General features: G+C 33.5%; 18 protein-coding genes. 17 read left to right on the top strand and 1 reads right to left on the bottom strand.

The annotated features are described in order from the left end of the window. Positions 1 to 47: 47 nt before the first annotated feature. Positions 48 to 266, top strand: coding sequence for a hypothetical protein (locus tag EHR_RS03490; RefSeq protein WP_010720317.1), 219 nt, complete (start codon positions 48 to 50; stop codon positions 264 to 266). Between the two features lie 202 nt (positions 267 to 468). On the opposite strand, the gene EHR_RS03485 is transcribed toward EHR_RS03490, so the two are convergent. Continuing rightward, the gene (locus tag EHR_RS03485; protein WP_223603461.1) at positions 469 to 1,905 is read right to left on the bottom strand and encodes a helix-turn-helix domain-containing protein; all 1,437 of its coding nucleotides are present in this window, start codon (positions 1,903 to 1,905) and stop codon (positions 469 to 471) included. A gap of 312 nt (positions 1,906 to 2,217) precedes the next feature. Between EHR_RS03485 and EHR_RS03480 the strand changes: the two genes are divergently transcribed. From EHR_RS03480 to EHR_RS03405, 16 genes are all read left to right on the top strand, one after another. Beyond that, a complete protein-coding gene (locus EHR_RS03480) occupies positions 2,218 to 2,679 on the top strand; it encodes a hypothetical protein (protein ID WP_010736873.1) in 462 nt (153 codons plus the stop codon). 147 nt (positions 2,680 to 2,826) lie between these two features. Continuing rightward, on the top strand, positions 2,827 to 3,531 hold the full coding sequence (locus tag EHR_RS03475) for a YveK family protein (RefSeq protein WP_010720314.1): 705 nt from the start codon (positions 2,827 to 2,829) through the stop codon (positions 3,529 to 3,531). Positions 3,532 to 3,542: 11 nt separating this feature from the next. Next, the gene (locus tag EHR_RS03470; RefSeq protein WP_010720313.1) at positions 3,543 to 4,241 is read left to right on the top strand and encodes a CpsD/CapB family tyrosine-protein kinase; all 699 of its coding nucleotides are present in this window, start codon (positions 3,543 to 3,545) and stop codon (positions 4,239 to 4,241) included. A 352-nt stretch (positions 4,242 to 4,593) separates the two neighbouring features. Continuing rightward, a complete protein-coding gene (locus tag EHR_RS03465) occupies positions 4,594 to 5,172 on the top strand; it encodes an LPXTG cell wall anchor domain-containing protein (protein WP_223603460.1) in 579 nt (192 codons plus the stop codon). Further along, positions 5,165 to 5,848, top strand: coding sequence for a class D sortase (locus tag EHR_RS03460; RefSeq protein ID WP_010736874.1), 684 nt, complete (start codon positions 5,165 to 5,167; stop codon positions 5,846 to 5,848). The genes EHR_RS03465 and EHR_RS03460 overlap by 8 nt, the downstream gene beginning before the upstream one ends. 148 nt (positions 5,849 to 5,996) lie before the next feature. Then, on the top strand, positions 5,997 to 6,722 hold the full coding sequence (locus EHR_RS03455; RefSeq protein ID WP_223603459.1) for a hypothetical protein: 726 nt from the start codon (positions 5,997 to 5,999) through the stop codon (positions 6,720 to 6,722). Continuing rightward, on the top strand, positions 6,719 to 7,486 hold the full coding sequence (locus EHR_RS03450) for a tyrosine-protein phosphatase (protein WP_010720309.1): 768 nt from the start codon (positions 6,719 to 6,721) through the stop codon (positions 7,484 to 7,486). The genes EHR_RS03455 and EHR_RS03450 overlap by 4 nt, the downstream gene beginning before the upstream one ends. A 34-nt stretch (positions 7,487 to 7,520) precedes the next feature. Next, positions 7,521 to 8,213 carry a sugar transferase gene (locus EHR_RS03445; protein ID WP_010720308.1) on the top strand — a complete coding sequence of 231 codons (693 nt, stop codon included), beginning with the start codon at positions 7,521 to 7,523 and terminating at the stop codon, positions 8,211 to 8,213. A 7-nt stretch (positions 8,214 to 8,220) separates the two neighbouring features. Next, positions 8,221 to 9,345: a glycosyltransferase gene (locus EHR_RS03440; RefSeq protein WP_010720307.1), complete on the top strand. Its 1,125-nt coding sequence runs from the start codon at positions 8,221 to 8,223 to the stop codon at positions 9,343 to 9,345. Between the two features lie 42 nt (positions 9,346 to 9,387). Continuing rightward, entirely contained in the window at positions 9,388 to 10,344 is a 957-nt protein-coding gene (locus EHR_RS03435) for a WaaS/CpsH family glycosyltransferase (RefSeq protein WP_014834341.1), read from the top strand. Positions 10,345 to 10,349: 5 nt separating this feature from the next. After that, positions 10,350 to 10,862 (top strand): glycosyltransferase family 2 protein, encoded by a 513-nt coding sequence (locus tag EHR_RS14420; RefSeq protein ID WP_014834340.1) that lies wholly within the window; start codon positions 10,350 to 10,352, stop codon positions 10,860 to 10,862. Continuing rightward, on the top strand, positions 10,835 to 11,368 hold the full coding sequence (locus tag EHR_RS14415) for a hypothetical protein (RefSeq protein ID WP_014834339.1): 534 nt from the start codon (positions 10,835 to 10,837) through the stop codon (positions 11,366 to 11,368). Before EHR_RS14420 ends, EHR_RS14415 begins: the two co-directional genes overlap by 28 nt. Before the next feature lie 16 nt (positions 11,369 to 11,384). Then, positions 11,385 to 11,834: an EpsG family protein gene (locus EHR_RS14410; RefSeq protein WP_014834338.1), complete on the top strand. Its 450-nt coding sequence runs from the start codon at positions 11,385 to 11,387 to the stop codon at positions 11,832 to 11,834. After that, positions 11,831 to 12,460 (top strand): hypothetical protein, encoded by a 630-nt coding sequence (locus EHR_RS14405; protein ID WP_476589223.1) that lies wholly within the window; start codon positions 11,831 to 11,833, stop codon positions 12,458 to 12,460. The genes EHR_RS14410 and EHR_RS14405 overlap by 4 nt, the downstream gene beginning before the upstream one ends. A 16-nt stretch (positions 12,461 to 12,476) precedes the next feature. Further along, positions 12,477 to 13,622 carry a glycosyltransferase family 4 protein gene (locus EHR_RS03410; RefSeq protein ID WP_010736876.1) on the top strand — a complete coding sequence of 382 codons (1,146 nt, stop codon included), beginning with the start codon at positions 12,477 to 12,479 and terminating at the stop codon, positions 13,620 to 13,622. Next, positions 13,622 to 14,473, top strand: coding sequence for an NAD-dependent epimerase/dehydratase family protein (locus EHR_RS03405; protein WP_010736877.1), 852 nt, complete (start codon positions 13,622 to 13,624; stop codon positions 14,471 to 14,473). Before EHR_RS03410 ends, EHR_RS03405 begins: the two co-directional genes overlap by 1 nt. Positions 14,474 to 14,476: the final 3 nt, after the last annotated feature.

Below are 14,476 nucleotides of genomic sequence, written 5' to 3'. Positions count from 1 at the left end.
TTATAATGATAACAGTAAGTAATTTTAGGAAGTTAGGAGAAATGATCATGAAATTAGAACGTGGAATCACTGTTTCGGCCTGTGCTGTCTCTGGGGAATTAGCTACAGGGAAGATTAGTAATATTTTAACGAATGTCGTTATTGTAGAAGCAGGTGTCAAACACTATGTTGTTACTAAGAAAGTGCTGAAGGAACAAGGATATATCATCGAAGAGCCAGAAGAAGAATTAGCAAAAGATTATAAAGATTATATAGTAGCGATTTGAAGAGAAATAATCTTTGTCCCATCCTTGCTCTTAGTTTGTTCAAACTAGTTTACTGAGTGGAAAAAAGAAATATTGCTTATTCGAACAAACAGAGTGAAATCATTGGTACTGAACTAGCTTTTTTATTAGTGATAGAAAAGAAAAAAGAATTAGCAAGCAAATTGGATCTTGCTTGCTAATTCTTTTCAGTATCAAGTGAAGATCAATCAAAGTTCATGATACGTGTCGCAATCTTATTGATATCCTTAGAGATGGAATTCAATGAGATTGGGAAAATATTCTCGGTGTTAAAGGTTTCCTTATTCAAAAGCGTTCGCTCACAAATAATTAGATGACCGGTTTTTTTGATATATTTAGGCACATCGTCCATGGAATAATAAAGGGTAGTGTCAATCAATAAATCACTTGTAGACATTTTCTTTTCTAATGAATTCCGAAATACGATATGCGAAGTTTCACTTTCTGCTACGATGACCACACCTATTTTTGATTGGTTCCCATGGGTCAAGATGAAAAAGGTCAACTGACAAAATTCTTGCAGATGAAAATAAGGAATATGATGAATAGGAGTATCAAGTTCTTCAATCCATTTATTTAAAATAAACTTGACTTTATTTAATAAATCTAGTTGCTCTGCACTTAAGAAAATATGTTTGGTAACTAAGAAATTACCAACGTTCAAAGCACACGTGTATAGCAGGTTAAAGAGGGGGACTTCAAACAAAATATTGCCAAATAAATTCACACCAAATTCTTTTTCAAACATTTCGATCAATAAATCGATTTCTTTAAACTTGGTGATCAAGCGATTTCTTACATAATGATAATCGATCTCGATCATGAAATAATTTGGTGAATTGTAAGGAAGTGTACGGTAAATAAGGGCTAGATAGGCTATCTCTTCATCTGTTAAAGGTTCCTCGATTTGTATGAAAATCTCTCTAAACATATTGAAAATGATACCATCTTTAAAAATGTTCATAGTGTCGTTTGGAAAGACAATTGGATTGCTTTTTCGCCGTTCCAATGAAAGATAGATGGCGGATTTGAAGAAAGTATATTGAGTTTTATTTAAACGATTAGACAGGATATGAAGTAGTTTGTCTGCATATTTTTCAGCTTTTTCCATTGTTATGGGATCAATTTGTGTATCTAAATAGTCACACCGCATCCAAACTGAAAGGATCAAAAAGCGATACTGTAACTCATGCGATTCTTCGGGTTCCTTCGTAAGTGGGGTGAGTGCTTCTGCAAAATAGTTCTCTACATCTTTTTTTATTTTGAATACTTTTGTCACAGATAAAAACTCTTCATCCACAAGTGTTAAATAATCATTTTCTCCCATGATATATCGGGAACAAACTCTTAAAAAATTAGAATCTTGGTAAATTTGTTTGATGAGATCATAGCGCCTAATAGATGGTTTGAAAAATATCAGTAGATGACTACTAGTCATTTTATAATAGTCGATATCATCTTCGAGTCGAATGACTAATTTTTGGAAATCCGCTTTGATTGTGTTGAATGTCACACCCAATCTTTCTGCAGTTTCGCTTACGTTCAGTTCTTTTAATTCAAATAAAAATTCAACTAACTTTACTTTTCTAATAATGTCTTTTTCTATATAATCTTCAATCATTTTAAATTCTCCTAAACAGATTTGATTCTCTTCCATTTGAAGTTTCCTTCGCTTGGTAAATATCACTTTATAACGCAAAATATCCATTTTTTGTTCGTTAAATTTTGGGGGAACCAATATAAATAAAGGTAACTATAGTTATTCTATAAGCAATTTTAAAAGGGATTTTTTTTATTATTAATTTTTTTGTGGGGTTCTATAAAAAAATTAGGAAAGTATTATGAACGAAAATACTATACTAATATAGCAACTAAATTTTTTTGTACTAATTTAGGAAGAATGAGATAAATGATTTTAAGGAGAGATGAACAAATGAAAAAAATAATTTTAGCAAGTATGGTTGTCTTCGCATTGGCAGGCTGCTCGGCAGGTAAATCAACTAAAACTACTAATACAACTAGCACTGATAGTACAGCTTCTTCCAGTCAACCAACGCAGACAAGTAGTGAAATGACATGGGCCGATAAGCAAGATATAGAAGTAAAGCAATTAACAAAAATTGCTGAAAAAACGATTACCCAAAATAATAAATTGGACCCAAAAAAATTGAAGTTTATTAAAGAAACATTATCAACAGCTGATTTAAAGACAGTTAAAGGAAAAGGCCAAGAATATAAAAATGTCAAAGAAATTTATGGGAAATATAGTTATGAAGGTAAAGAGTCTGATTTTGATCTAGTGATTTCATTTGAAAAACCAGATTCATTCAATCAATATACAGTCATCAAATATGTAACGGATAATGAAAAAACTAATTTCAGTAAGATTGATTAAGTCAATAGTTGACTGTAGTATCCCTTAGATAATTGATAGCAACTAAGAAAGATAAAAAAAGTATTATTTTCTTTCAAAGTGAACATCGTCAATTAACGAGCAAAAATAGTTTATAAATAATTTTATTTAGGAGAATCAGAGATAAGGATGGAGCAAACAGTAAACATAGAGAAATTTTGGCGTATCATAAAAAAAAGAAAATTTGCGATTGTGATTTCTGCTTTATTAGGTTTAATTATGTCCATGCTTTTGATTGCATTTGTCTTAGTCCCAAAGTATGAATCACAAGCCCAATTAATCGTTACTTTACCTAAAAACGAAACGGCAGACATTAATGATGTCAACAGCAACTTGCAAATGATTACCACCTATAAAGACATTATTACTGGAGACTTGATAATGGATGAGGTGTCTCAAGACTTAGCGAAAAATTTTGGTGTCCATTTAACAATTGAGCAATTACGAAACCTTATAAGTATCAAACAAAAGGAAAATTCTCAAATGTTTTCGATTGTCGCAACGGATCCTGATCCAAAACTTGCCCAATACATTGCTAACGTTACAGCCGAAAAATTTCAGAAGAATGCAAAAAAATTACTCAATGTAGATCGCATTTCGATTATTTCAAAAGCTACGCTTAGTGCAACACCAACAGAGCCACATAAAAAAATAGTTTTGGCCAAAGGATTGCTTATTGGTTTATTTATTGGTTTGATGATCATTATGATATTAGAATTCATGGATCGAACAATCAGTGATAGTGAGACGATTCAAAATGAATTTAATATGGTGGTACTGGGAAGTATCCCTTATATGGATGACAATGAGAAAAAAAATCGAAAAAAGAAGTAAGGGTGTAATCAATGAGAAAGACAAGAAGAGGAAGAAATGCCACAGTCAGAAAAAATTTAATTACAATCATGGATAAAACTTCACCGATTACAGAACGCTATCGAACGATTCGGACCAATATCCAATATAGTTTTCCTTATGGTAAAAAAGTGCAAACATTAGTGGTTACTTCGCCAGGTGTAGGTGAAGGTAAATCAACTACAGCAGCTAATTTAGCAGTGGTTTACGCAAATCTAGGGCAAAAAGTATTGATCATAGATGCAGATATGCGGAAGCCAACCCTAGACAAAATTTTTTCTTTAGAGAAACATGTAGGTCTTAGCACATTATTAGGTACAAACATCAAGGCTAAAGAATGTATACAAGAAAGTTTTGAAAAAAATCTTTCTGTTATGACAAGTGGACCGAAACCTCCTAATCCGGCTGAATTGTTAGGTTCTTCTCGCTTAGAAGAAGTGATTGAGGAGTTGGAAGCAACCTATGACATGATCATATTCGATACCCCTCCCTTGACTGCCGTGACAGATGCACAAATATTGTCTTCAAAAGTGGATGGAACGATTATGGTAGTCAGTGAAAAGTTAACAAAAAAAGCGAATTTTCGAATAGCTAAACATCTACTGGAATTAGTAAATGCCAATATTTTAGGAGTAGTTTACAATGCTTCTAAAGAGGATGAAAATCAAGGCTATTACTACTATGGATCGTGATCTGCTATCATGTTCCAAATGAAACTCTTTGCTAAAGAGAAAAGCATCAAAGTACACGAATGACAAAACAAAAGAACTTTTTCAAAGAAGACCCTAAGTTTTGAAAAAAAATCATTTGTCGTAAGAGGCTGTCACTGAGGTCTCTCATTTATTTCCTTTTATAATTATGAAAGAGTTTGAGACAAAAATTTTTTGTCTCAAACTCTTTTTATGTATACAAATCATTTTTTATTTTTTAAGTAATTCGTTTGAAGGCTAAAAAACAAAAAAAATCAAGTGAGGGTTCTCAGTAGAATAAAAGACATAGTTAATCCTAAATTTACAGGATTTATTAATGAAAGGCGGAGAGATCATGAAAAATTTTAAAGGGATATTGTTTACATTGGTGTCAGTTATCTGCTTATTGTTGCCGACAGCAGTTCATGCTGAAACACAAGGGGCAATCACCAACGCAGAAAGAGATATTTTAAATGAGCTTTATACCGGTGTAACGGTGAAAGGGAAAAAATATGATTTTGATATTACAGATATCACAAAAGCAGAAAATTATCTGAAGGTCCATCAGGTGTCAGATGAAAATGCGTTAAAGGTAGCAAATTACTTAAGAGAAGCACGTCAATTGATCTTAGATAATTCACAAAATGTCGATGTTCGTTCGATCCATTCACTAAAAAATCTGATCAAAGCTTTACCACGTCCAGTGATTGAGCAATTAAAAACGATTGTCTTAAAAATTGGAGAAATTTTAAATCTGAGAGTGACTTTTTATCGAGATGGCGTTTCGGTTGTCGATCCTTCAGGTACTCCTATTTATTCTACAGAAGATGAAATCAAACAAACCGGTGCAGATTATACCACGAGCTATGTGGCTTTAGGTGCTGTATTGATGTTGGCTGGAGGCGCATATTGGGTGGCACGTAGAAGTGAGTAAGAGAGGAATCAAGGGAGGGCTAAATCGAATAGTTAACGGATGTCTGTTGGCGTTTCTTTTTTTGGTCATCAATTATTCTTTGATTTATGTGATTGGCAAACCAGTCATTCACTTTGTCACCTCCTCTATCCAGACATTGTTACTTGCAGAGGCACCCACATTTAAAGAGAACAATCATAAAGAAGCTATCAAACAACTTTCTACGAATGGAGAAAGCGAGATTTCTTCTAGTAAAATTCAATTTCCTCATTATGGTCAATTGTATGGAGAGATATCTGTCCCTTCGATCCAATTAAAAACACCATTATATTTTGGCGATTCAGCAACTATTTTAAGAAAAGGCGCGGGACAATATATGGGTTCCACTTTTCCAGGAGAAATAGGAACTACATTGATTGCTGGGCATAATAGTGATTCATTTGGCAAGTTAATTAACATCAAAGCGCAAGAGATTATAACAATCCAAACGAATTACGGTAGCTATCAATATGAGGTAGAAGAAGTAAGAGTAGCCAATAAACATGATACTCAGATAAAGCAGGAGATTCGTCAAAGAAATAATGCCAAATTAATACTATATACCTGTTATCCGATCGACAGCATTGGCTTAACGGATCAACGATTATTTGTAACTGCAAAATTACATGCAGGACCGATGATCAATGAAAATAAATAAACAAAGGATAGTCGGCATGAAGAAAGGTTTAAGAAAGAAAACAGCACGCTTATTTTTGACCTATATTTGCTCGGTTGCATGTCTTTGCTTTTTGTCTTTGCTTTGTATCAGAGTAACCTTAGCAAATCCTAATTTCATGAGCAAGCAAATGGAAAATTCTCGATATACAAAATTAGTTCAACAAGAAATTAACGAGAAAATTCAAGATATTGGAAGAGGTAGCAATGTCCCGGCGAATCAGTTAAAAGAGATTGTCTCGTTATCATTTGTCCAAACTAATGTCAAAAAGTATGTAACTAGCCTTTATATGAGGAAAACATACGATTTATCTGGAGAAGAAGAAATCAAAGAGAAAATCCAACAACATTTAAATCACTATATTCAAACAAAAAACATACAAGTAACGAAAGACAAAGAACAAGTAATCAATAGGCTAGTGGATTCTTCGATCGAAGCAACCGAAAAATCGTTAGAAATTCCATTTTTAGCTAACTATGTGAATAAAGTGAAGCAATTTAAGCCGTTGCTGAATCAATTGATTATTGGAAATGGTGTGATCTTGGTTTGCCTACTTCTGCTATTACTCCATACCATTCATTGGTCACATCAAAAATTCCGATTTGTCGCCTTGATGTTTTTAGGCGCTGGCGGAACACTCCTATTATTACCCACATGGATCTATTTTAGTGGTGTGATTGATCGTATCGGTATTTTAACGGAAAGTGTTTATTACTTTGTACGGGGGTACTTATTGTCTTTCGTCCAAACATTTATATATGCAGGGATACTTGCTGTGGTTATGGCTATTGGAATGTATGTAATCAGTGAGATAAAAAGAAAGGTCGTTATCAATAAAGGTAGGGCTCAAAAATGATCGATTTACATTGTCATATTTTACCAGGAGTTGACGATGGGCCGAAAACCATCGATGAAAGTCTCAAAATGGCGTTGAAAGCCAGAGAACAAGGAATCACACATTTGATGTGTACCCCCCATCATAAGAATGGGCGATTTTTGAATCCCGCTACGAATGTAGCCAATGAAGTAGCAAAATTACAAACTGAATTTGATCGTAACAATATTGAGCTGAAATTGCTCGTAGGTCAAGAAAATCGTATTACTGGTACGTTGATAGAAGATTTAGAAAAAAGAGAAATTATTGGTTTTGGGCAGCAAAAACAGTTTCTACTAATAGAGTTCCCGACGAATGACGTTCCCCTTTATGCAACAAAGCTCTTTTTTGAATTAATTGCTAAAGGCTATATACCAATCATCGTCCACCCAGAAAGAAATAGGATATTCATTAATGATCCGAATAAACTGTTGCCTTTCTTAGATATGGGGGCGCTAGCTCAAGGAACGGCACCAAGTATCGTCGGTTTGTTTGGACGAAAAATCCAAAAGACTGCCAAAACAATGATTCAATTAAATATGGTTCAAATGATTGCTTCCGATGCCCATAGTTTAGAAAAAAGGAATTTTTATTTAAAAGAAGCATATCACATTATTCAAAAAGATTATGGTAATGAAAAAGTTAAATCATTAAAGAAAATGCCGATGGATATCCTATACGAAAACAAAATTGAGCCGTTTACTTATCAAAGAGTGAAACATCGTCGATTTAGTTTCTTTCGTTGATTTGATCCATTCGATAAAGAAAGGTGGCAATGGGATGAGTGAAAATATCGAGGTTACGAAAAAATTTCAAGAGGGCTTTGGCTCGAGAGTCCAATTTTATCGTGTGAAGCTGAAACGCAAAAAATTATATGAACTTTCTAAAAGAATCATTGATATTGTTTTTAGCTTTATTGGCCTTGTGGTTTTATCACCTCTCTTACTTTGGATTGCTCTTAGGATATATCTGGAAGAGCCGGGAAAACCAATCATTTTTTCCCAATACCGAGTAGGCAAAAATAAGCAGTTATTCAAAATGTATAAATTTCGTTCGATGTGTGTCGATGCAGAAAAAAAGCTCCCAACGCTACTGAGCAAGAATGAAGTAGAAGGGGCGATGTTCAAGATGAAAGATGACCCACGTGTAACAAAATTTGGACGATTCATTCGTAAAACAAGCTTAGATGAATTACCACAACTATGGAATGTTTTGAAAGGTGAAATGAGTTTAGTTGGTCCTCGTCCATCTTTACAAAGAGAGGTTTCGCAATATACGAAATATGATGAGCAAAGACTATTGGTCAAACCAGGTTGTACCGGTTTATGGCAAATTAACGGGCGTAGCAATATCGGTTTTTCTGAAATGGTGATGCTAGATTTAGAATATATCGAAAAGCGAAGTATTTATATTGATTTCAAAATCATCTATCGTACATTTTTTGTTATTTTGCGTCCTGAAGGAGCGTGTTGATAGGGAAATGAAAAAAAAAGTTTTGCTCTTGAGTGAATCAATGGAAGGCGGCTTAAGAAAACATATCGTTCAATTGATTGAACAATTAGACCAAGAAGAATTTGATCTTTACTTTATTCATGGAACAAAAAAAATGGATCACTGTTTTTCTGATCAATATATGCAGTTAAAAGATCGAGCTACCTTTATTCCCTGTCCTACCTTTACTAGAAATGTCGATGTGAAAAATGATTATGTTACTTACCGCTTCTTGAAACAACAAATGAAAGAAATTCAACCGGATATTGTGCATTGTCATAGTTCGAAAGCCGGTGCGCTAGGGCGAATAGCTGCTAAAAGAAATCGTATTGAGCAAGTTTTTTATACACCACATGCGTATTCTTTCTTATCTTCGGAATTTAAGCAATCTAAGAAGACACTATTTATTTGGATAGAGAAGATGCTAAGTAGGTATGCAACGAAGAAGACGTTTAATGTATCTGAAGAAGAACGAATGGCAGGTATAAAATTACACCTTGATAACCCATCCAAATTTATAGTCATCCGCAATGGATTGCCTGCAATCGACTTTCCTTCTAAAAAAACGATCAAAGAATCTCTAGGGTTGAAGGAATCGAATATTGTTATTGGTAACAACGCACGTCTTTCTTTTCAAAAAGACCCTTTTTTATTTATGGAAGTAGCAAAAGAAGTCATTCAACAAGACCCTAATTATCATTTTGTCTGGGCAGGGGATGGACCACTATTCAAAGAAGTCAAAGCATTTTTAATCAAGCACGATTTGACGGGAAATGTCCATTTATTAGGAGAAAGAACGGATAGTGAACGAATCGTTGCAGGGTATGATCATTATTTGATCACTTCGAGATATGAAGGGTTGCCTTATTCTTTGATCGAAGCGATTCGCGCTGGTGTTCCGATTATTGGCAAAAAGGTGACAGGAGTAGAAGAAATTATTGAACAAACAGGTGGTTGCTTATTAAATACAGATAGTCCTCACTCATTTGCACGAGCAATCCTAAATGCAGAGCATAGCTGTGACAAACAACAAATAATAGCGATCTATCAAAAAAATTATTCATTAAATCAAATGATTCGAGAGATTACAAAACAGTACAACGGAGAAAATTGAGAGAAGGCATAGTATGGACAAACGCTTAAAGGATAAAAAATATTGTTTATTGCATGGAAATTTTACGATTATCCACAGCTGATCATCGAAGAATTAGAAAGAAAAGGCGCAAAAGTGACGTATTATAATGCGATCCCTTCGGACTCACACCTAAAAATGAAACTTTCTACAAAGTTCAATACCTTAAGAGAGAGTTATCTGAAGCAAATTTTATTAGCGATAGGACAAGAAAATTATGATTACTTTTTCGTTATCAATCCAGTACTGTTTCCTGAAAAGTTCATCAAAGAGGTGACCGATATTGTTGGACCGATCCCTAAATTAGCCTATTTGTGGGATTCAATTGCTACATTTTCACAAGTGACTAGATACTTTGATTATTTTAATTATTTATATAGTTTTGATGCGAAAGACTGCAAGAAATACGCAGAATTAAATTTTTTGCCATTATTCTACATAAATTCCGATGAGAAAAACAAAAAAGAGCCAACCTATCTTTTTTCTTTTGTGGGATTCGGTCATAGCATGCGTTACTCATTTATCAATCAAGTAAAAGAACTTTGTGAGAAAAAACAATATAGCTACTATTTCAAACTATATCTTCCTTCTATCTGGCATTTTTATTATTACAAATATGGAACTAAGACACTCGCAACAGCCAAAAAAGAAGAATTCATCTATCAACCACTTCCGCAAACAATCGTTAATGAAGTGGTTAAAGAGAGCAAAATTATTTTGGATCTAGAGCTAGCAAATCAATCAGGTCTCACGATGCGTACGATTGAGACACATGGAATGAGAAGAAAACTGATTACAACAAATCCAGAAGTGAAAAATTATGATTTTTACCATCCTGATAACATTTGCGTAGTTGACCGAAAAAAGCCAGTTATTCCACAACGTTTTATTGAGACAGACTACCATTTACTAAATGATCAACTTTACAAAAACTATCAATTATCCACTTGGCTCGATCGGATCTTCAGTGGAAAGGAGTAAGAAAATTGAAGAGAATTAGCGTGATTGTTCCAATCTATAACGGAAGCTTGTATTTAGAAAATACACTCCAAGCGTTATTGAATCAGCCCTACAAAAACATCGAGTTGATTTTGATTGATGATGGTTCACAAGATGATAGTTATCAAATTTGCCAAAAATTTGCACAACAAGATGAACGTATATTATTGATTCATCAAACAAACGCGGGGATCTGTGCAGCCCGTAATACAGGTTTAGCTTATGCGACAGGCGAATTTGTTAGTTTTATCGATCAAGACGATGCAATTGATCCCAATATCTATGTCTATTTGTCTAACAAAATCGGAGATGCAGATATGATCGTAGGTGGCAAATCGATGCAGTTGATTGATAAGAAACAACTGCTTTTGTCTGAAATAGATTACTCCTATGAAGAAAAGCAATTAAAGGATCAAAAAGAGATTGCTTATGCTTTGTTTAATTTAGATCATCGAATGACGTTTCTCCATTTATGGAATTGTTTGTACCGAAAAAAATAATAGATGAGTATGATTTGAAATTCGATGAAAGATTTCGTTATGGGCAAGAAGATACTTTATTCAATTTTAACTATGTTTCTAAATGTCAAACGATTCAGCTGGTCCCCGAAGTAGTTTATCAATATAGTCAACGTGAATTGACGAGTACTTCTTTAAAAAATAATCCCTCAGCTGTGAAAGATTTTCAAATATTTATAGAAACAATTGGAGAAATTGAATGGAATGAACGCGTTTATCCCTACTATCAAAAATATCGCTATACTTATTTTTTACGACATGGGTTGAATATCTATACCCAATTCGGCATGAATACAGCGAATCAAAAAAAGATGCTACAAGATATCCAACAACTATTGTCCAAAGAGAAAATACAGAAACCTTTAATCATAGAATCATCACGGTATTATAGAAACTATTTATGTCTGGTGAGTCGTTTAATGGAAAAACGGAGATATCGAACCTTGAATCAGTTGATTTATGGAACCAGTTTTATAAAAAAATGTTGAATAGGGTGTCTGCTGGATGATCATCGTTGCTTATTTTGCTGTACTGATACTTAATTTTATTGAAGTTTTCAGAAATAAACGCAATAAATATTTACTCTTATTAAGTGTTTTGATCCTCGGATTGATTTTTGCAGGTGGTACTGAAAATACAGACATGGTCTACTATAAAGCAACTTATTTTGATGATGCACGTATCAAATATAAAGCGACAGAATTCGGCTTTTACTATTTTGCACAGTTTTGCCGACAATTAAATTTAGGACTCTTTGGTATGCGTGGGTTGGTCTTTTTATTTGCAACCCTATTAATCGGTGCGACAGTTAAAAAATATTGCGTAAATACTCATCTATTTATAATTATTTATACGTTATTTTTATTTTTTATTGATGCTATTCAACTAAGGAATTTAGTGGCGATATCTCTTGTGATTTATTCATTTCCATATTTAGTAGAAAATAAAAAATAAAATATTTTTTTGGCATAATTAGCGCTAGCTTATTTCATACGATCAGTTTATTTTATCTACCGTTTTTATTTTTATCTTCAAAAAACAAAAAGTTTTTTATTCAACTAATGGTTGGTGGTGCAATTTTTCTGGAGTTGATCTATGTAATCTATAGTGGAACTCCTCCCTATTTGAATTATTTAATCGAAGAGTTCTCAACAAATTCCGGAAGAATCCAACAATATACTGAAAAAATAACAAATGGTTCGATACAAGTTATTTTTCTTTTCTTGCTGAATGTGGGGTTAGCATACTGGGCACATTTAGGATTTCCTAAAAGTACAATCAGTCAAAAAAATAAACTATTCTCACAATATGTGTTTTATGCTTCGGTGATTTTATTGATGTTTATTCCTTTGCTTTGGTATTCTGTGGAATTTTACCGTTTAGCCAGAGGTATATTGCCTTTGATTTATATTTCTGTGATCAATGCTAGTTATAAATACAAAAAAGTCACCTATTATCAACTCGTTTTGTGGGGGATGTTAGTTATTCACCTTCTGGCTTGGTTTTATGTTTCTTATTTTTCGATCTCTATACCTGAAAGGATTTTTAATCCGCTATTTTATCAGAATGAATGGCTATAAGAAAGGACAAAATACAATGAGCATCTTATTTTTGAGTGGGATTTCTGCAGAAGAAAATAAAGGTATTTTTAAAAAGAACTGTTCCCAAGCAAAGTATATGAGCAATCATAAAAAGCAATGTTGGTTACTTTATTTTAAAAAACAAGAAATAAGAGTACGTGAGTTTTATGACAAGCAGATGATTCACGACAGTCTATTAACAAAGAGTGATGCAACGAATCACCGTCAAAAAATAAAAGATATCCAAATAGCAACAAAAAAATTATTGTTGTCGAGAGAATGGACTCATTTCTATTTTCGGGATCAATATTATACAAAAATAATGAGTGAACTGTTAAGTATCTCTCAGCAAAAAACAATTCAAACGATTATGGAAATTCCTACTTATCCTTATTATAAAGAACAATTGAATGTAGCACCCAATAAGTTAAAGGGTGGATTGAGTCTAGTATGGAATTACTTAGGTGATCGATTGTATGAAAAAAAATGCAATAAGATTGCAGTAATTGAGGCGAAGACAAGTAATAAAAAAAAGGCGAAGATGGTTTCTTTTTACAATGGTGTAGATCCGGATAATTTGCCAGTCAATTTATATCAGAAAAATGAAGAACAGCCTACACATCGGGTAGTTGCTGTTGGAAATTTTTATCCTTATCATGGGCTGGATCGTTTAATTGAAGGACTTGAATATTATTATCGGACAAAAGATGAGATAGCACCAGAGGTCTTCTTTGACATTGTTGGTGGGGGACCAGCAATTGAAGAGTTAAAACAACTGGTAGCATCTTACCGATTACAAGGATACGTTATATTTCATGGGTATAAAGATCGTCAAGAATTAGAACAGCTTTATGGTGAAGCTTCAATGGCTATCGGTACATTAAAGTTACATCTACGAGGTGCCAATATTGAGACAGCTATCAAAGTATCCGAAGCACTTTATCAAGGAATTCCAGTGATTACATCAGGCGAAACACCATTTTTTAGTGCAGTAAAACAAAATATTTATCAAGTAAAGGATGATGATTCACCGATCTCAATCAACGAAATGCTTCAATTTTTGGGAAAAAAACGTATCCCTGTTGGGGATCAGGTGTTACTCGACCTCTTCTCATGGGAAAAAATAATAGAAAAAATAGTAAATTTGGGGAGTGAGAATTGATGAAAATATTAGTAACTGGAGCAAACGGTTATTTAGGAACTGGAATTGTAGACCAACTGATCAATGATGGAAATGAAGTTATTGCGACAGATGTCAGAACGAATCGAATAAATAAAGAAGCCACTATCTATCAAGAAAATCTTTTTGATATTTCTGATCCGTATCATTATTTTGGTGAACCGAACGTATTAGTCCATCTTGCATGGCAAGATGGGTTTATCCATAATGCAGAAAGTCATATTAGAAACTTATCCGATCATGCACTATTTTTAAAAAAATTTTTCTTATCAGGAATCGATAAAATCGTAGTGATGGGATCGATGCATGAAGTTGGATTTTATGAAGGCTGCATTAACGAATTCACTAGTACACACCCAATGAGTTACTATGGCATTGCAAAAGATTCATTGAGAAATTTCAGTTCGTTTATGGCTAAAGAAACCAATAAAAAATTTCAATGGTTGCGTGCTTATTACATTGTATCGAATCAACCGGGTGGTAGTTCGGTTTTTTCAAAAATCATTGAGAAAGCCAAGGAAGAAGAGGTAAACTTTCCTTTTACAATGGGGGAAAACCAATACGATTTTTTAGACTATGATGATTTTTGTTTTCAAGTAGCAGCAGCTGTTGAACAAGACGAAATCTCAGGAATCATTAATATTTGCTCAGGTTATCCTGTTAAATTAAAAGAACGTGTCGAACAATTCATTGCAGATAATCACTTGAATATTCATTTGGATTATGGTGCCTATCCCGATAGAAAATATGATTCTAAGGCTGTATGGGGGGATAATAAAAAAATACAAAAAATTTTAAAACAAGCAAAAAATAAAAAAATAAGTAAGGTGTAAGAA

Origin of the sequence: Enterococcus hirae ATCC 9790, assembly GCF_000271405.2 — a bacterium.
Lineage (GTDB): Bacteria > Bacillota > Bacilli > Lactobacillales > Enterococcaceae > Enterococcus_B > Enterococcus_B hirae.
This window is presented reverse-complemented; position numbering and strand designations above follow the sequence as displayed.